Annotated in this window: 12 protein-coding genes; 6 read left to right on the top strand and 6 right to left on the bottom strand. The window is 52.0% G+C overall.

The window, feature by feature from the left end:
• Positions 1-15 precede the first annotated feature (15 nt).
• Entirely contained in the window at positions 16-1,950 is a 1,935-nt protein-coding gene (locus tag VI234_RS18120; protein ID WP_336330827.1) for a phospholipase D-like domain-containing protein, read from the top strand.
• A 2-nt stretch (positions 1,951-1,952) separates the two neighbouring features.
• Here VI234_RS18120 and VI234_RS18115 read toward each other — a convergent pair whose 3' ends face one another.
• The 4 genes from VI234_RS18115 to VI234_RS21365 form a co-directional block, all read right to left on the bottom strand.
• Entirely contained in the window at positions 1,953-2,390 is a 438-nt protein-coding gene (locus VI234_RS18115) for a hypothetical protein (protein WP_336330826.1), read from the bottom strand.
• Between the two features lie 2 nt (positions 2,391-2,392).
• A complete protein-coding gene (locus VI234_RS18110) occupies positions 2,393-4,426 on the bottom strand; it encodes an AAA family ATPase (RefSeq protein ID WP_336330825.1) in 2,034 nt (677 codons plus the stop codon).
• Positions 4,423-4,560 carry a hypothetical protein gene (locus tag VI234_RS18105; protein WP_336330824.1) on the bottom strand — a complete coding sequence of 46 codons (138 nt, stop codon included), beginning with the start codon at positions 4,558-4,560 and terminating at the stop codon, positions 4,423-4,425. Before VI234_RS18105 ends, VI234_RS18110 begins: the two co-directional genes overlap by 4 nt.
• A gap of 210 nt (positions 4,561-4,770) precedes the next feature.
• The gene (locus tag VI234_RS21365; RefSeq protein WP_442905035.1) at positions 4,771-5,778 is read right to left on the bottom strand and encodes a hypothetical protein; all 1,008 of its coding nucleotides are present in this window, start codon (positions 5,776-5,778) and stop codon (positions 4,771-4,773) included.
• Positions 5,779-6,311: 533 nt separating this feature from the next.
• On the opposite strand from VI234_RS21365, the gene VI234_RS18100 reads away from it, so the two are divergent.
• Genes VI234_RS18100 through VI234_RS18085 form a run of 4 tightly spaced genes read left to right on the top strand, consistent with a single transcriptional unit; the run spans position 6,312 to position 15,410 of the window.
• Entirely contained in the window at positions 6,312-7,388 is a 1,077-nt protein-coding gene (locus VI234_RS18100; protein WP_336330823.1) for a hypothetical protein, read from the top strand.
• Positions 7,385-10,099: a DEAD/DEAH box helicase gene (locus VI234_RS18095; protein ID WP_336330822.1), complete on the top strand. Its 2,715-nt coding sequence runs from the start codon at positions 7,385-7,387 to the stop codon at positions 10,097-10,099. Before VI234_RS18100 ends, VI234_RS18095 begins: the two co-directional genes overlap by 4 nt.
• Positions 10,096-12,156, top strand: a complete 2,061-nt coding sequence (locus VI234_RS18090) for a hypothetical protein (protein WP_336330821.1) — start codon at positions 10,096-10,098, stop codon at positions 12,154-12,156. Before VI234_RS18095 ends, VI234_RS18090 begins: the two co-directional genes overlap by 4 nt.
• Positions 12,153-15,410, top strand: coding sequence for a PD-(D/E)XK nuclease family protein (locus VI234_RS18085; RefSeq protein WP_336330820.1), 3,258 nt, complete (start codon positions 12,153-12,155; stop codon positions 15,408-15,410). Before VI234_RS18090 ends, VI234_RS18085 begins: the two co-directional genes overlap by 4 nt.
• Before the next feature lie 436 nt (positions 15,411-15,846).
• Here the strand turns inward: VI234_RS18085 and VI234_RS18080 are convergent, their stop codons facing one another.
• Complete coding sequence (locus VI234_RS18080) at positions 15,847-16,614, bottom strand: 7-carboxy-7-deazaguanine synthase QueE (RefSeq protein WP_336330819.1); 768 nt, start codon at positions 16,612-16,614, stop codon at positions 15,847-15,849.
• Positions 16,615-16,617: 3 nt separating this feature from the next.
• Entirely contained in the window at positions 16,618-17,079 is a 462-nt protein-coding gene (locus VI234_RS18075; RefSeq protein WP_049919429.1) for a 6-pyruvoyl trahydropterin synthase family protein, read from the bottom strand.
• Positions 17,080-17,222: 143 nt separating this feature from the next.
• On the opposite strand from VI234_RS18075, the gene VI234_RS18070 reads away from it, so the two are divergent.
• Complete coding sequence (locus VI234_RS18070; RefSeq protein WP_336330818.1) at positions 17,223-20,132, top strand: queuine tRNA-ribosyltransferase tRNA-guanine transglycosylase; 2,910 nt, start codon at positions 17,223-17,225, stop codon at positions 20,130-20,132.
• Positions 20,133-20,150 lie beyond the last annotated feature (18 nt).

The raw sequence follows: 20,150 nt of genomic DNA, 5'->3' as shown, positions 1-20,150 counted from the left end.
ACGCTCCCGGAACCGTTGACCGAAGCCACCGAAACAAGAGTCTGGGGTGTCTCCCCGGAATCGCTCCTACTTGGCGTGCTTGCTCGCCAACGTAGCGGCACTGCGGACAGTCAAGCACTCCGGCGTTACTACGACATCGAGATCCTGCGGACGAACTACGACCCAGGGTGGGAGTCGTTTCAGGAGGGTATCGACCAGTTGTGTGCTGCGTGGTTCCCACCAGAAGTGGCATATGCAGCGCGCACTGTTCCCCAGGAGTCAGTCTCTGCCTTTGTCGCCGGCGCAGCATACTATGATACACCGAGTGGCATCGCTAACCTCCTCGTGCACGGCCAGGAGGTAATCAAAACAGCAGAGAAAGGGGAAGCTGTCACGATGTCCCAACGGGACGTCTACGGGTACGTCGACACAACAACGGAACGAGAACTCGCGCAGTCACTGCGAATCATCACGCCAGTCCCAGACGGCTACAAATTGAACCGGGCAGTGTTCGAACCGCTCGTGGAGGGTGTCGCAAAACCCCGGTCGGAGGCGGCATATGAGACAGTCCATCAGGTACTGTCGCATCTTGGTGTAGATCGGCCTGAAGCGATCGTGGCTCCGCTGCTGGAAACTTTCGATATTGAGCCCCCACCGTCGCCACCGACCGAGACGAACGGCGCACTATCGGTTTACGTTCGGAACAAGGTAATCCAAGACGTAGTCGAGGCACTCTTCGGGGCCGAACTGGAGGCGGTCGTGAGTGATTTGGCGTCACAGACTGAAAGGGAGCGAACACAACTGCAAGAGACGTTGGCGCTGGGAACGGCTTTAGACGAAACGGCTGATTCTATCAAATGGCCATTTGAACCAGCCACCAATGGAGTGTGTGCACTGGCTAGCCAGCGGCGTATACCACTTGCAGCGGGTTGGCTGGCAGAGCAGGCCGAACAATCCGAACTGGGCGTGTATAACGATCTCAAGCAGGCAGGCATTGAGACAACGTACGAAGATGGCCTCATCCGATTCGAGAAGGCGTATCCGGTGCCGGAGGATACATGCCCTAGCGTCAACGAGTACAACTGCTGGGTTCAAAACGAACTGGCAGTGCTACAGGACCGCCTGACGGCACTCCGGATTCTACAATCGAGTGTTTCGGGGGGGAGCGAGCGTCAGGAGCGTCGTATCCTGACGACCGCGCTGTCGTTCATGGAGTCGTTCACGATCAGTCCGACACGATTCATTTATACGATATTCGATCCGGAATTCCACGCAGATGCCTACAGTATTGATAATTATGTCGGGGATAGCAGAGAGCTCGAGCGGGAGGTAAAGATGATCCGGCGCTGGCGGAAGGAGCGCCCAGGCGATGCGGAATCGTTCGCCAAAATGATTCGAGAGGTGATCAATCATCCGCTGGAAGTCGATAATGTCGATTCCGTGGTACGGATTATGTGCCCGTGGACGAACTTCGCGATTCAGGACTACGTTTCCCAATTGTCGCGGCTGTTCGACAACGGGATTGATGTCAGATTATTATTCAGATTACCGCAACGCGACGACTGGGGGAAACTCAAACGAAACCTCCTTTCACGCCTCGGTGACACTCGCGGCCATCTCGAACTTCGCAGTTACACCCGGTATAAGGAGTATCACGATCACACGGAGTTGCGCGAGATGCGCGCAGACGACGGGACGTATCTGCACGAGACTGGGGTGCATGCCAAACTGTTCGTCGCCGGCTCCTCCCGGAACGGGAACTTGCTTGCTGGAAGTGCAAACCTGATGGAAAACAGTCTCTACTACAATCCAGAGGCTGGACTACAGACGCGAAATCCGAATGTAATCGAGACAGCTGTCGACTACTTCGACTTGGTCTGGGAACTAGCAGCACCTGACCGGATTCCAGAGGAGGCCTACACCGGAGAAACGGAGTATACGTTCTTCCCGTCGGTGTATCGCCCGCAATAGGACTACAGCGTATCGGCGAACTCCGACTCAGATTTCCCTGCCCCGGTACTGGACCCTTCCTCGAGGACGAAGCGAGCAACGAGATCTACAAGATCGTGGCTGACGGTTTCGAACTCTTCGGCAGCGATCTTAGCTCCGGCGGCGGCGTACTCTGCGAGGAACTCCAATTGTCGCTCCTGATCATCCAAAATATCTGGATCCCCGGTTTCTTGATATGCGATAGATTTACTCACCGTTTCGAAGAGCTCAGTCCCTTTGACATGTGACCAGAGAAGTTCATGATCTGCACCTTTGTACGCTTTCGGCACTTTCTCGTTACGTGTGTAGCCCAACACAGCACAAAACATGAAGAAATCGACGTAGGTGTTGAACACGCTCTCTTCGTCAACCAGTCGCTGATATGCAACGTTGCGATCGTATCGGATGCGGTCCCGAGCCATTGTTAGTTCACCCTCGTCGCTGTGTCCGTTTGGATCCGCGTCTCCGGATAATTCCCATCGCCAGTCCCGTCATCGAAGTTGAGCGTGTACATGGCACCTGCAATCCCCCCCATTTCAGATTCGACCGGACCGCCCCACTGGGAGTCAGTGACCAAGACGATGACTTGGTTCCCGAGGTCGGGTATGAGATGAGCAACCTGACGGCGATGGTCGTCGTCCAGCGCACCGAATGGGGAGTCCATTACGATTGGGTAGATTCCGCCCGTGAAATAACTTGACTCAGTATCTTTCTCGTAGCGCTCCCGTGCGATTGCGACCAAACTTCCGATGAAGGCAAGACTGGCAATTTGGGTTTCCCCTGTCCCTTTACTGAGCTCGGTCCACTGATTCCCAACACGTTGTCGGATCCTGAGTTCGAACTCATCAGTGATCTCTGCATCGAGATCTTTGTGGGCAATGGATTCGAACATAGAGCTCACTCGCTGGTCTGCCAGTTTCCGAACGGCGTTCTGGAGTTTGTTGAATGAAGACTCGATTTCGGCCCGTGTCTGGAGCGTCGCCCGCCACCGCTTCTTAGCGATTGCCGCCTGTTCCTGCTCTTCTCTGGCGTCCTCAAGTTCACCTGTTACTTCAGAGAGATTCTGTTCAAGCCCACTGCGCTGTTCAGTCAGCATCCCGATGTTCTGACTTAGCGATTCACGCTGTGACTCTGCCTCCTCTCGTTCCTTTTTGAGTTCTGCAGGTGATTTCGATCCGCTGTCTGTTGGGAGTGTGAGTTCGTCGAGTTCTCGCTCCAAATTTTCGATCTCCTGCTCCGTCGCCGCCAGTTCCTCTTTGAGGTTGCGCCGATGTTCTAACCCGTCGGTTAGCGTCTCTTGGAAGTCACGATAGTCCTCATCTGCGTGTTCTGCCGCAGCAATCAGTCGGACAGCGCTCTCTCCGATATCGGATACACCAACTTCAGATTTGAGATCCGCGACCCGCTCGTAGTACATTGAGTGCTCTTCTAAGGGCCGCCCACAGACACATCTGCCTCGTTCAAGCAAAGTATCGAGGAAGTCTGCGGATACCTCACTGCCGAGCAGATCGTTTTCCTGCAGTTGCTCAAGATCGGCGGCTGTTTCCGTAACCACGGGTAGAGCAAGCGTGAGTGTGCCACCTTTGGTCAGTTCGCTACTCAGTTTTGAGTCGATATCTTTGAGCCCTGCTTCGGTCGTCTCTCGCTGCTCTTTCGCTGCCTGCAGTGCCTGTTCCAGTTCACGGCTCTCGTCGATACTTTCGAGTTGGGCGGTGATCTCGGTAATTCGATCACTCAGTTCGGCCCGCTTTTCTTTGCGAGATTGGATTTGGGAATCCTTCTTTTCGATTTGTTTTTCTAGCTTGTCACGCTTCTTGAACAGTTCCTCAACGTCGTCGTCTGCATATTCGCGGTACTCTGATTCGAACTCGGACGCAACGTTTTTGAGATGAGACATGGACCGTTCGAGGATCGTCAGACCCATGACATTCTGGATCGCTTTCTGGATTTGCTCTTGATTGTTTACACCAGCTAATTCCTCGATATCCTCTCCGTCGAAAAAAAACAAATTTCGGAGGCGATCGGGAAGAATTTGTTTCACGCGCGTTTGTCCGTCGCTCAGTCGTGTCCAGTCCCCAGTCGTGGATTGGCGTTCGAGCGAGAACGAGGGATTGCCCATCTCACCATCAAGGTCGTTTGCATTCCGCTTTGTATATCCAACGGTGCGAGCCGCTCGAAAGCGGTCGTTTTCGTGGAAGAAGGTCAACTGAACCTCGACTGTGACCGTGTTTCCGGGGGCTGCTTTCGTGATTTGGCCTTCGTTCACGAGTCGATCTTCGCGTGTATCGAAGTCGACCGCTTCGTAGAGAACCCATGTGAACGCGTTCAGTAATGTCGTCTTCCCCGCGCCGTTCTGGCCGTGGATGACGGTAACGTTCTGGTCCTCGTCCGTCGAAAAGTTGATTCTTCCTTCTTTGAACTGCCGGAAGTTAGTAAGTTCGAGTGTCTCTAATTTCATTGCTCTACTTCTTCCCGAACAATATCCCGGATCTGAGGTAGGATTTTATGTGGTTTTTCAAGATGGCGTTGCTCTCTTTCAGCATCGAGAACCCGTTCTTTGATCCGTTGGATAGTGTGATCGTCAACCTCCATATCATCGCTTGGTTGGGAATTCATTATTCAAGTTTCAACTCCACCTCGTCTCGACTTGCGATCGATTCGTACCAATGAGCCTGCACTGTCACGTTTGATTCCACCCCGTGGAGTAACTCACCGGTTTAGCAGACACATCTGTGTCAATTCTGTAAAGCCTCATTAAGCTTTCCTGCCATTCTCTAATGTAATAATTAGAGGAATAGTCTATCATCGTTCTGTACTGGCCTCCCAGACTTCCCGATACTGCAGCAACTCACTTTTTCGCTCACTGATAGTGCTCGCTGAAACGTCGATTACGGCCTCAATCTCGTCGAGTGTTGGCCTCGCTTGGGGAGTCACCAACGAGAAGGCGGCGTGGAGGGCGGCCGCCGCAAGCGTTCGTGGTGAAATGCTCTCTGTTGCATCCACATCGGATCGCCGAGCAGTGAGCAATCGCATCGCACAGCGTTCGACGCGATGGCTTTCAGATAGTTTCGAAACTGCTTGTGGGACAAACGCCTGTGGGTCAATCGGGGGAATCTCTACATCGAGGTGAAGTGTCAGAACACCGCGTGCGGTACGCACCTGATCGCGAGTCGCCGGTGACGCCGACTCGATTTCTCGAACCGAGACAGGTAACGACAGTGAACTCTGACGGACCGCAACGAGGAGACAGGCCGCGATGAATCCATCGACTGATCGCCCTTGGACATGCCCTTTTTTGTGTGCTATGCGGTAGAGGCGGGCCGCCGACTCCAATTCTGCTGTCGGGACATTGAGCGCTGCACCAAGTCGTCGGAGTTCACTGAGAGCACTATCGAGTCGGTATTCACGAGGGCGAAGTTGTTTGGTCCACCCTGTGTCATTGCACACTCTCTGCTGCGAGGGTGAGAGTGGTGTTCCGTTAGTATCTGTCGTCACACTGGTATCAACCCCTGCTCCGAGTCCCTGATCGGCATACAACAGTGTCACCCGACTCCCGGAGTGTGCAGACTCTGAATGGGTATCTCCATATGTGGGTTTTGGTGCAGTAGAGAGGGGTTGTGCTGTAATTACAGTCTGACAATCCCGACAGACACCTTCAGAGGTGTCGATAGTTTTGACTACGGATTCACAGTTTGGACAGGTTCGCCCATCAGTAACTGTTGGAGACGGCGGTGCTTCCGACTGAAATGAGTTCCCGTTTGTTTGTCCAACTGACGCTACGTCGGTCGTATGGGTGGATGGCGGACACATGTTTGTACGGTGATAACCGTGGTACCGCCACGGTGCCCGGAATTGTCCGGAACTCGACGGACGCGGATTTTGGTCCGCGAAAGCCTTGATTTACATTTCGCCACGGGTCATATAAGCCTGTGGGGGTCAGTTCACGAAATCCTCTCTGCAAGTGCGTTGTCTGTAGCGACGGTGTACACCATCGTATATAAACGAGAAACCTACCGGCTAACTCTTGCTTCTATGTACGCAGAATGCCAGTCCGGAAGGACCGGCGTGCCCCGGGTGGTTACGCCGGAGCGATCGCCGACCACTTGTTCGCGGCTTTGACCGGCCACGAATAGCCCGATCGGCGTGGATTTGTTTCGGTTATCACCGTAGGCGCTTGCGCGCCATCTGATAGTACCTTACACTCGCGTATTAAACTTCGGAGTAGGTTACTCCCGAGTGCATATCAGTACTGGTAGATTCTTCAGATGGGTCAACTCAAAATGTGAACCCGCTGCCGTCCCGCATCTTTAATACCTTACTCAGTAAGGCATGCTATATCGCGGATGAGTGACCATATATCGCCTACCGATACTTTCGAAGAGGTTCTTGATAGTGGGCGTAGTGAACTTTCGGCCGCACGTTCGGAATATGACGCATTGGAACAGACAGAAGAGGTCCCCTCTGCCCTCGTTGAGGCGATAAGCGATCTTGAACGGGAACTCGAAGAATTAGATCAGACACTCAATGTTGGGGATGAGGATCTCAAACTTGCTCGAGAGACAGTCCAGCGTGTTGGTGTCTTAACCGATGTCTTCGGTGCACTCCGTGAGCGGCAACGGACCATCGTTGAAGCCGATATATTGCGTATAGAGCATCATGTCTCTGGAATTGTGACGTTGGCACGGGATCACGATGTCGCCAGTCATATTCCCCAAGATCTCGAGGCTCTTGAACGGCAAAACTCAATGTTGGCTGCATTAGTTGACAAAGGTCGTCACGAGAAAGTTCTGACAAATGATAGAGTGACGCCAGGGGAGGTAGATGCTGCTATTCGACGAGTCAATGCTGAACTCACAACCCAAGTCTCTGACCGACACCGAGCAGAAACTTATGAATCGATTACTGAAGCATTGCTGGACAAGATCCACGAGATGCTTGGATCTCTCGATGAAGAAAACCCAGAGCGAACCGCATTTAGCTCGGACCTGGGGTCTGTTAAGAGTCTGCTAGAATCGACCGACGATACTGATGATGCAGGTACCGCTCAGACAGTTCATACCGCTCTTGAGGGGGCGTTGATGCTGCACTATGCTGTTGCTCGCACACTGGCTAATCAGCGTGTTGCCGTCGCCCTAGCTGACACAGTCACTAATTCTGAACTTAGCGTCGACTGTAACGTGGATCAGTGTGTCGCCGACGGTGATGCAGAGACACTTATTGGGGCGATTACTGACGCAGTGGATACCGAGGTCGAACTTTCCACGAGCGAACGACTGCGACAACTGCTCAATGAACATGATGGGAGCGTCCTCCGGACTGCACAGGCGACCGATTTCGATGTGGCGACGATTCTCGACCATTTGGAGCAACTGTACAATGATGGACAGATTGCCGATCTGGAGGTGACATTCGATCAATGAGTGTCGACGCTTCAGCCGTTGACCTTGACACAATCGAACGGGCTTGGAACACGTTTTGTGAGAAGGAAGCAGTACTCAATGAAGTACAGGAAGATGTCATCGACGCCGTAACCGACGCCTGCCGAGAACAAATTAACGCCGGAAATTACGACGCTGCAGCCCCTCTCTCTCGTGTCTTCGAGACATTTCGTGAGACCCATCTTACCGACCAGAGCGCCTTCACCACTGAGGTGCTTGAGTCAGATGATCTGATAGTTGACACTCTGGAACTCGGCGAGGAGACAATCGCTAAAGCCATTTTCCAACAACTGATTGAGCACCTCGTGGAAGACGGGCACCTGCTATACGTCTACAATCGGCAACAGGTCCGTAGTCATGTGGCTGAGATGACCCGGTACTTCGCGCTGATGCGCCAGCGTCTGACTGACGAGACCGATTACCGGTTCACGCCCAACCTCGTCAAAATGGTCAAGATGGCGTCCTCAAACCGTGAACAGCCGATAATGGGCCGTGATCGGGAACAAGCACGGAGTTTTCGAGAACCGATTCGCAAAATCAATGATACAATTGGAGACAATGACGTTGAACCGGCTTGGGAATTGAAAGATACGGTTGGCACAGCATGGCGAGACCTCGTCAATGAGACAATGAATACAATGAGTCGGTTCTTTGATGAGGACCTTCCATCTGAATTTGATTCACTCGCTGCATACCAAGCCCGAGCGTTCAGAGACCTGTATCTTGACGCTGTGACTGACCAGTCTGAGGCCGAGACGAAAGCTAATGTTGTCACCGCCAGCACTGGCGGGGGCAAAACTGAGGCGTTTCTGTTCCCGACCCTGGCATACTGTCTGACCGCAACGAAAGCCGGCATCAGTGGTAATAAAGCTGTTCTGACGTATCCACGCCGTGATCTCTGCGACAATCAGTTTGAGCGCGTGTTCAGTTACGTCACTGAACTCAATCGCATCGAAGGGCAATTGGATATGTCTGTCGACGAGGCGCCACTTACGATCAGTATTCAACACGGTGGGCGAGAGGATGTGACGCTTCCCTGTCCGCATTGCAATGGAAAACTTGAGGTTGTCGACGACTACTCGGATCCCTATTTTGAGTGTATCGTCGATGAGAGTCACAGGATCGAGTATGCAACAGTCGACCGGAGCGAATCAGCAGATATTGTCATCACAACCCAGAATTCTCTCCATCGGCGTTTGATGGACAAGTATGGCCGTGACGCCTTTTGGGAGAATTCCTACCCGGCCAAGTTCCTCGTCCTCGACGAGGTCCACATTTATACTGATCAAGCGGGAATGAACGTCGCGAATGTTGTCCGTCGCTTCAAACAGGCCATGCGACAACAAGCCCATCAGCAAACACCGTCGCTGGTGGCTTCAAGCGCAACGATAAATAACGCAACAGAGTTCACAAGCAGGATTTTCGACACTGAATCGGCGACCCTATTCACCCCGACAGCCGAGGAAAAGGACACCTTGGGACGGGAGCATTTCGTGTTCGTGAAGGCGACCGATCCGCGAAATATTGAGGTTCCTATCGGCGATTCAGTCTACAAGCCGCGGGAGGAATGGGACGATGTCAGCCCGACGACCGCCACGAACCTCTCGTGTATGATCCAGGTGGCGTTTGGCTTCTTCCATACCATGCGGAAGGAACGGGCCGGAGACCGTCCCGGGTTGGACACCAATAAGGATCGAGTGCTTGGTTTTGTTGATTCAATTGACTCCGTGAGCCGACTCGGTGGCTATGTTCAGGAGGCCGAAGAGAACGGACTGTTCAAATATCGGTTCCCAGATGCAATCCTCGGTGAGCGCGACAACAATCCAGATTGCCCTCGTGACCTGTTCCGAGGGGCTACTGACGATGAGTACGATGAGGAAGCCGTCTGTGAGTCACAGGTTCCAAACCCGAATCTCAACCGCTGTTCAGTCTATCAAGACGGTGAGTGTTGGTGGACAATGCGAGATAGGGAACTCGACTTGGAGGATATGACGGTCGCGATCCATCGGAGCGGGAACACCCAACTCGCCGGATCAGATCAACCGGTAGGGGACGACTGGGACCAACTCATCACCACCAGTGCGCTCGAGGTCGGATTTGACCATGCCAGTATCATCGGCACATTCCAGTACCGGGCGCCGAGAAACGTCCCGGGATTCATCCAGCGGAAAGGGCGCGGTGGCCGTGACGCGGAAGACGAACCGATCACAGTCGTGGTCCTTGGGTCAACGCCAACAGACTCCTACTATTTCCACCACTCCGACTATCTTAGCGATCCAAGTGACAAACACCTGGAGATACCCCTTGACGAAGACAATCGGTTCATCAGACGAGAGCATATGACTGCCGCGATAATCGACTATTTTAACGTTTCTGATGGGATAGATGCTGAGCGACTCTTCCGAGGACGAGGGCAACCGGGACCCGATGTAGATTATCTCCAACGGTCGCTCAGCGACCATCGAATCGATATTGTGGATTGGCTGAGTAATACCTTCTCTGTCGATGAGTCAGAAGCGACCCGCCCTATCGAAAAACTGGAGACTTATCTTGAGGGCCTTGAGAAAGGTGTCGCACCCGGGCATGACGATTCGGAGTATTGGCAGTTCTTTTCGCAGATGGTCCGTGATCGTGATGAAGGGGCATTCGAGTATATCGATGATTTAATCGAGAACTTGGAGGATGAGCGATGACAGACGACTCTACTGACGAACTGACCACTGCGGAACAGATTGCCAGACTCCAAGGGATACGAAATTATCTCGAGGATCAATCCTACCCATATCTTGACCTGACGGGTATCTACAACTCGGACCCCAAGGCTGAAAGTCCATATGTCGTGCAGGGAACGTTCATCCCCGAAGAGATTGGAGGGACTGTTACCGTCGTAGATGCGGACGATGAATCAGGCTCAACCTTAGCTCAGGAGAATCTCAACCAGATGTTAAACAACTTTCTCCCAGGTGGATACAAACAGCGCTGGGGGAATTTCGATCTCTGGCGAGGGGCATGGGACCACGATAGTGCCCCTGGACACGCGGATATCGGTCCAATGTTTGAGTGGCGAGAATCGTTTCCACTGACTGAATTGCTCGGAGATGTCTCGGAGATTGATTACACTGAGATTTCGTTCGATCCGGACAACGTGCAAGTGTATGTCCCACTTTCTGTCCGCGTCACAAAAGAAGACAAAAACAATCCGCAGTACGTCTGGATCCCCAACAAAGGGATTGTCTGGACCGGCGATCCACCAATGCAGGTTGAGTCGCTCTCCTCTGATCCAACAACGAATTATCTGTGGTTCAAACATATCCGCGGGACGTTCGAGACGGACCCAACACCATTACCAGAAAGCAACCTGATCAATGGGTTCGCGTTCGAAGAAGAGCGTGAGTTTGTACGCTGTTACTACGCATCACTGTTGACACTCTACCCGCGGGAGTCACAAGATGTTCGCTCCGAGATTATACGGTATCGCTCAGAAACCGATGACAGCACAGCCTTCGTCGCGAGCAAAGAGCGAAGCCAACTGTTAACGCTCGGACTATCCCGAGATGAACTGCAATCTCGGATTGAGACAGCCCTTAGTGCCGACCCACAACTTAAACGTGACCTCAGGTTCGCATTGCTGCGAGCCAACGTCTGGGACCGATTGTTCTTCGACGAGCGTGCTCTCCAACATGAGTTCGCTGTACAACCACTCATGGAACATCTGATCGGGATCGACTACTGGCAACGTGTTGGTGAGGACGATGAGATGGGTGTTTTTGCTCTTTCAGGGCCCAGTGTTGTGAACGAAACTGCCCGTCTCCTTCCGGGTGATTCCAGTCGCCAGCTCCGATTGCTCGGTCATGACGAACGGGACGTCTCAGGTGTGTTTGCGACCATTGAGGACAATCCCGGAGTGTTAGCAGAACTGCTAGCACGCTGTCGGAATGAAAAGTTGGTCCAGGCGTTCGCCGAACGGGTCCTCGTTCATTCGGCTGAACATGCACTCTCTACATGGTCGAATGACCTGACGGGGTCAGGAACCTCGTTTGAACTGTGGTATGACGTTAATTTCCAGGCACAAGACCAGGAGAATGCACGGATCGCTGTGTATGACCCGATTCAGGGTGGCGCAGGGATTGCCAAAGAAGTCCATGAACGCCTTCGCGAAGGGACTGAAACGCCACCAGATTCTGGAATAGCAGTTCAGGGAAGATGCCACACCGCGACGGCAGACCGTGTGACGATTCAACTCCTTGCGTCGTATCCCGATGGTTCACTATATAACATCTACCAGAGTAACCGCACCGAATTCAATTCACTGGTAGATTCGACTATTGACAATGTGGTTGAGGACAGTGATGCCTACTCGATGGATGATTTAAAATCTCGTGTCACCAGCCGTGTGCAGACACTCTTTGAGACACGCGAGCTGGCGGCCTTCTACTCCTACGTTGCTAACGAGTACACAACCGTCGAGGCAGATGTGGGGCGGATCCCTCGTGTAGTCGACCTAGCTCTCCATCTGAACCGACACATATTCACTGACCCGAAAATCAAGGCGACATACGACCGGTTCGCTGACGATTCCGGACGCCGAGACATAGCCGAACTCGGTGAACGACTCGAAGAGCTAACCATACAATGTGTGTCGGCTTGCCCTGATTGTCTCGAAACCGACGCCGGCTTGTGCCTCCACGGTGCTGGGCAGCAGAGTGCAAGACTTAACCGACGCCTTCTGACAGCGGTGTTCAACCAATGATACAGAATCTTTCGACACTCGTGACCGAGCACCAATCTGGTGTCGGTCCCGAAGTCACAGTGCGATGTCGGGTACAGACAAACCCGATGCCAGGTGAAACGCAGGGTAATAAAACAGTCTATCTCGTCGAGGACCCCAATGATGACATTTCAGAAGACGTCCCGCTGTCGTTTTGGATGGATGAACCCACGCATCTCGATGGCGTTGAACGAACAGCAGACTATGTCTTGTCAGAGTTGGAAATTCCGACTCCTGATGAATTAGAGCGAGGCGACTACGATCCAGATTCGGCTGTTCTTCAACGAGGAGAAGAGCTACTCGTACGAGCAATTCCGAATCGGCGCGATGGTGGTTCACTCTACCTCAATGTGACCTCATTTGTTATTCGTACACCGGATCGGTTGATTAGCAAGGCAAAACTTCGCACCGGTGATCGGTGTCCTCGAGAGTACTATCTCAGGTATATCAAGCGCGTGTATCCGGGCGATAAATTCGATACATCTCCAGGACAACAGGCCGGCCGATTCCGCGGTGATGCTATCCACAAAATAGCTGAACACGCTCTCAAAGAGCATCATGACAGATTCCAAGACGATTCATGGGAGACAGAGGAGATTGAAACGTATTGTGAAGAGAAACTCGACGCTGAGTTCGGCTTCAGACAGGCATTACTGGTGCTCTCTGGGACTGGATTGAGTGCTAGAGAGCATATCATCGACACTGTTACGCAGTTATTTACTGATGAGACATTCCTGACCAGAGTACAGGCGGCCGATGATATCGAAGTTGAACAGTTTCTCGCAAACGAGTATGGCTACGCCGGTCGAGTTGACATCCTCCTTGACGGGACGCCGTACGATATCAAGACCACGCGGAACCCGGATGATCGTACCATCGACAACCACAGACACCAGATCAAACTCTATCTCTTTGCTCTGCTCTTAGAACGGCTCGAACCCGGTACATCGTTCCGCTCGGCCATCGAAGAAGTGCCCACTGGGTATCTCATCTATCCCAATGTCTCAGCCGAGGCGGTTCAGTTTGAACAGGTGATCCTCGAAATGTGCGATGTTCGCGAATTCCTCAGTGCACGCAATGATATCGTTGACACAGGGGGTGCGTTCGCGCCCCCGTCGACGTACAATCGGAATTGCGAGGGCTGTGCATTCGGCGTTGAGGAGTGGGTCAGCGGCGCTGATGACGTACTTCCACCCGCCTGTACATACCACTGTCAGAACGAACGTCGGTGGCCATGCTATGAAACCGATGGTGGGGAGTTGACGACGCAGTGTTCACTGTTCGATGACTGTGACCAGCGAACGAAGTACAGAGACCCAACCGTTATCGATCATTATGAGAGTACCCGGGTAGCATTCCGCGAGGAGCGGCGTGCACGAACCGCAGCCAAACGCATTGTCGATCGGTTCGACGAGGACCTCCTTATCAAAGCCGGATATCTGCTCCCCGAATTATCGTGTACCGGCGCACAGGCCGCTGGGACTGTGATTCGATTCACGTCTTCAACACACGTTGTGCCAGCTTTCAATCCAGGGGAAGTGGTCGAACTTCGGCAAACAGATGATAGCAGTAGTGACCAGGTGGTTTATTATGGGGAAATTGACGGTGAGTATCTGTTCACACCGGTTGATGACAGCCTCACTGTTACTGATTACCTGTCCTCAGATACGACGTACAAAGCACTGTACACATTCAGCATCGACACGGTTGAGGACCGCTACTTGCCCTATCTTGATTTCGCACAGCGCCGTAACGAGGGCGAAAAAATTGACACGACTGGGCTTGCTACCACCGACTCAACTGTTCCGGATAGTATCACAATAGACTCTGTTACCTCATATCTGGACAGAGAACGTGTCTTTGTCGATCTCCCGATCAGTAGGACACGCAACGAACAGATTGGTGATCTCGTTCGGGAACTAGTTACCGCAACGTATCCTCGACTCGATGCCGATGGAACAGTCCCCGAAGACGGACGGCGAGCACTTGTCTTGGGAACGCGACCTGGGTTGGTCGAATGTGCGGCAGCGGCACAACCGGATACTAATCACTTCAGACTTGATGGGACTGGTGGCCCCGCGGCGATCCAAAACGACGATGGATACCATACGATCCAGTCACACCTCATGGAATCGCGATCGATCGTCTCATCCGTCCAACTCGCGACAAGCACAAATGGCCCTGGCGGGGTCCGAGAGTTTTTCCACCGGTTGGAGGAAGGCGCCTTTGGTGATCGAAACCACTCGGAGAATTTCTTCGATATACTGGTTTTGCTTGGTGGGGAAGACATCACCGAACCCGAGTACCAGTTCCTAGCTGATTTAGCTGATCGGGTCGTAACGATTGGTGATACTCGGCGTCCGGGACCACAACTGCTTAGCACGGCGGCAACGGACGCCAGCCTTGGCGTATTCTTTGAGCAAGAATTTGAGCGATACCGATCGTTCCCTACCGACGATGCTGTGAGTCTCCAACTGGAAGGGGAGGCTCCGATTGGCTTGCGCCAATTTTACCCAGACGGCCCATGGGAGGCACTTGATGGCGATCTCACATTCCTTTCCATCGAAGGTGACGAGGCGACTGCGGTAGATGAAATCACACTGGATGTGTCTGTTCCTACGGCAACTGGGCCGGGCCGACGGCTCGTGTTCGACGTGACTGACACACCACTCTCGCCGATGAAGGCCCAGCAACTGTTCGAGAACCGTACAGAACTTGATGCGACTGCACTTCGCGAGCAAGCGGTTGTTGTCATTGATAACGAGAGTCTCTTTTTGGAATCGAAAGAGCGACTTGAAGGAGTCAATCCAACAGAACACACGGTTACAATCAGAGCAACGGCAGCTGAACTGCCACAGTTCAGTCGTGCACTCCTCTCAAATGATATCGCCGCTCAAATTGTCGCCGAGATAGCTGCGACAGAAGATCCAGATCTGATCGTAACACCATTCGAACGGCATGGCACTGAAATCAGACGCCGACTCGCTGAGGCCGATAGCGAAGTTCCCGTGTATCGACCTGAAGATCTTGATGGGACCGTCGCTGAGCACGCTATTGTGAGCTTTGCTACCTCAAATAGCGATAACATTGTTCGGCCACCACTTGATGACCCATCAGTCCTGTACTCATTGCTTGCGAGTGCTCGGGATCTCACGATCGTCGGTAATGAGGCAACACTGAGTTCCCGGGATGTGTTCGAACAACTGATTAGCGAAGCTGAATCGTACCGTGGCTAAGATTCCGTATTGACCGACCGTCTGTGACTGCCGCTTTCTTGTTTATATGTGCCGCTGCATTCCCCAATAATGGACGGTCGGCTTGGTATTACCTCCAAGTGCCGTCCCTGCAGAAACAGACATACCGAAACTATGGGCGTTACGTTGGCAAAGCTGAACTGCCAGACGACTCATCGGGTTGCCTCTGACATAGAGCATTATCGATGGTCGTGCCCGACAGGGTCTGTAGATTGCAGAACTTGGAATGCCTACAGTGGGGTGCTAACCGGGGTGGGATGTGTGGCGCCTCCCCTTTCGCTATTCTTGCTATGTGTGTTTGATTGAGTCTATCGGTTATGGATTGGGTCCGTGGTGAATGTCATAATCTCCCATCAGAACGTGAGAATAGAGTCATCAGTGGCTTCTGCAGAGTCAACTTGAACAGTATCAGCCATCGTTAGGTTCCTGGGGCATCGTTCCACAGATCAACATGGAGTCGAGGTGTGTATCGATACCCGTTCTCCATTGCCAGCGTCGCCGTTGTTTCGCGAGTCTCTTCTAATCGTTCTCTGGTGGTCCCCTCTGGCATCAACAGTACGTCAGAGTCCCGAATATGTGCTGTTGAGGTATCCCGTAGTCGCTCAAGGACGGATTCGATTTCGACCATATCATTCTCCCCGGTCACGACAAATTTCAGTTGAAACGGATACGTCTCGATGAGTATAGCAAGTGTCTCGAAATCCAACCGCCGTTTCTCATGTCGCTCTTCCCACTCACCGTCCCCTTTAGGATCCTTTGCTGGTGTTGGCGTGCTGCTCGCGAGTTTCGGACTAATGCTGGCTAAGTCGATCGCCGCGTCGTGATATATTGTCCCATTCGTTTCGACTGTCGTATGGTAGCCAGCGGCCGACAGTTTATCAAGCAACTTGGGGACTGCGTCGTGCATCATCGGTTCACCACCGGTCACGACAACATGCTCACACTGGCCGTGCGTTGCAATTTCTGAGAGGATCTCGTCAACATCCATCCAAGCATACGTCGGTTCCCAAGACGTATGATACGAATCACAGAACCAGCAGCGTAGATTACACCCACTCGTGCGAACGAAGGTAGACGGAACACCGGCCAGTTCGCCCTCCCCTTGAAGCGAGTAGAACAGTTCGTTGATTGGGAGGTCGCCATCATCAGTCGGTGTGTCTTCTTGGACCTCTGTGTTGACAGGCATGTTCTACGGGGCCACACAGAGCTCGCCAGTTTCTTTCACCGTAACAGAGACCTCTGAGACGGTTTCTGGCAGTGTGTCCGCCAGTTTTTCTTCGAGCAGAACCGCCATTATTTCGGCCGTTGGTGGATGCTCCAAGATAACGAGAGCATCCGCATCACCACTCTGTTCAAATGCGTCAATAAGTGGATCGCCTTTTTCAACGAGAAACTGATGATCCCATTCAGATATTACTGAAGTAATATCATCTTTATCGACGACCCACCCTTCATCGGTCAATTCCCCAGTTACACTTACACTAACCTCGTAGTTATGTCCATGAGGCCTGCTGCACTTACCGTCGTGATGGAGAATCCTGTGCCCAGAACTGATCCGTATAGGCCGGTCATCCCCTATACATAGTGTTCGTTCACCTGCTTCAGCAAGAATAGATCCGTCATCTACCCTGTCTAATATTCTCCGAGCCATATTCAGAGAAGACCACAGTAGCACTTATAGATACTCCCCTCGAAAGAGGCTTCTCTGAAAGGGAAGGACTCACTTGCGGCGAAGCTATTGAGTCACATCTATATGCCGGACTGTGATACACAGGTACAGGTGACTATCTAATCGTGCGGTTCTACGTACCAGAGTGGGACGATGCTGTGGATGCAGGTTATGATTTTGAGCACGACGAACTCTCTGATCTTAACCGGCAAGAGCGGGAACTGAATTATATTTGGGATATCTTCGATAAAGAGTCGACTCCGATTGATGGAGTGCTGATCTCCCGAGAGCAGGTTGAATCGACCAAAAGTAAGGAGGAACGAATCACACAATACGGTGTTTATGATGACCCGGTTCTTTCGGTCCCCGAGTGGCTCCCAACAATCAGCGACTGTGGTGCTTGGGGGTACAAATCATTGCCATTCCCACCCTACGGAAATGAAGATATGCTGGATTTCTACGAGACGCTTGATGTCTCAGTTGGCGTGACAATTGATCATCTTGTATTAGGCTCAGGCAAAGAGAAAGGACGTCTCTATCTGGACGAGCGCGCCTTTGGGTCGGAATTTAGTAAATCGGAGATTCCTTCAGAATTGTCGGAGTCGGTCGATCTGATGATCGATGACTGGCCCGATGAATGGCCGGATTATGTGGAAGAATACGAGTCATCTATTTGTTCACAAGAGGACGTCGATCAGTTCGCTGCCAAAGACTTCGAAGGTGATATCGAATCAGTTCTGAGTCGGTTGGCTGATGATCATAGAGCCGTTTATCGGACGGATGATAAACAGTTCCGTTACAACCTAACGTTGGAAAACGCGGCGGAGATGCGAGAGTTATACGAAACAGGCGAGTACCCATTCCGTCTCATGGTGGCCATTCAGGGGTGGGATCTCGACTCGTATGTCGCTGCTACTGAAGAGGTCCTAGATATCGGATACAGCTATCTTGGTATTGGTGGTGTTGCCGGAAGCCCCGTACATGAGGTCCGAAAAATCGTCAAGGAAGTCGGTAAGACCGTCAAAGATTATGAACGGACTCATCAAACACGAATCGACTCACACGTCTTCGGTTTCGCGAAGTCGGATGCTTTCGATTCAATCGGTCGATCTGGAATGGCCAGTTTCGACAGTGCAAGTATGCTCAGATCAGCTTGGACTGGAGGGCGAAATTATCGGGTTGACGGAGATGAGCGATACGATGCCATCCGAGTTCAGTACCCAAAACATGGGGCCAAAGTAACGGATGCTGTTGAGACCGCGTTACGGGGTCGTGAAACGCTTGTGGCCCTGCGTGCATACGCAAATGGGGAATCGATCGCGGATTCGTTGCGGGAGTGGGAAACAGAGGCCACCAAAACACTCACTGAGACGATTACGTATATTCGGAACCATCGGCACGAAGAGAAATTCAACTCTACCCGTCTACGTGATATCGAGTCTGCATTCCGAAGCGATTTCGAATTCGCTCGCCAGTTGAAGGCGTATTTTGGCGACGATCTGCGTGGGCAACTCATCAAACATCTCCGATCGGATAATAAGGACGATTCACTGCCGTTCGAAACGTATATCGACCTGCTTGGAACTGCGCGAGAGGAACTCAAGCGATTTCCCCGGATGGTCGAGATCCTCGAACGTGAAGAGGCAAAGCCAGATGGTATGGATGCGTTCGAACGACTCTGGTTTGTGATTCAAGATTATGCTATCTGGATCGGAAACGATGATCTGTTGGAAGCGTATCAAGAGACCCTCTCGAAGAAACCGTGGGATGAGTGTGATTGTCCGATCTGCACTGAACATGGTATTGAAGTTGGTATCTTCCGTGGGAATGATCGAAACCGGCGACGTGGCTTCCATAATACCGCTAAATTCTATGACGAGTTCTCAGACGCACTCCCGAAGACACTCGTGCTTACGAAAGGCTCAGCGACTTTCAGTAACCATGAGACCGTTGAAGAGTATCTCGCTTCTGAACAGACGGAATTTTGGAAACAGGTGCATGATCTCCCTGTAGCCGAAATCGGTGCGTTCGATGCAAATGGGCTTCATGAATGGTGGGCAACCCCTCCGAGTACCGTTTCTTTCGCACCGGACAGGATAGCAGCACACCTCAATGAACGCTTAGGTCGATATGATGATCTGTATTTGTACAAGCCAGGCAAGCACCTTTCAGAGACTCTTGATACTTTGAGTGATGATGTTGAATGTAATATTCACACATTCGAGGATCCGATAACACTTCGAGAAACCGTCCTTTCCAATCTGGGGACTAACTACAGTGTTGGATCAGACTTTGCTCCTCATAAACCAGTGTTCGATGCGGATCAAGAACTGGATATACTGGTGATTGACCAGTGTTCTGGATCAAAGTATGTCCCAGATGGAGAACGTGTTTTTGAAGCAGATGAAATTGATCAGACTTCGAGGGCAGACCTTCTCAACCGAGAGAACGTAATTGGAGTTCAGGCCAATGAGTTGTATACCGGCCGGCAACAGGAATCCATCTCGAATGCTGTCCGGCAACTACGAGCTGATGGACATGCTGTTAAGCGGTATTTCGTTAGTGCGGGCTTCGGGCTAGTTGAAGAAGAAGAACGGTTGCCACCGTATGAAGTGACATTTAGTGGCATGAGTGTCGGTGAAATTCGGAACCGCTCCGAGAAACTTGATATAAAAACTGACCTCAATCGCGTCTTAGATCAAACGGATTATGATGTCGTATTTTTCACTCTTGGGGACGATTACTACAACAGCATTGATATCGACTCTGCTGTTCAGCGTATTCAGCCTGACCGGATTGGTGTAGTATTCAACCAAGATCTCATCGGAGAGCAATACGACAATATAGTGTCTGTCTCTGCTCGTACTAAAGATGCGAAGCGACATGAGACGATCGTTATCGGATTAAAAGGGTTGTATCTCGAGAATTTCGCTCAAAACCTTCGTGAAACTACGGAACTTGACCCGGATGTAATTAGCCTCCTGTGTCGATATCTTGAGGAGGATTCGAAGCAAGCAGCTATCGAGAAATTCTAACTTTCTGCAATTAACAGC

The organism is Haloarcula sp. CGMCC 1.2071 (assembly GCF_037078445.1).
Classification (GTDB): domain Archaea; phylum Halobacteriota; class Halobacteria; order Halobacteriales; family Haloarculaceae; genus Haloarcula; species Haloarcula amylolytica.
This window is presented reverse-complemented; position numbering and strand designations above follow the sequence as displayed.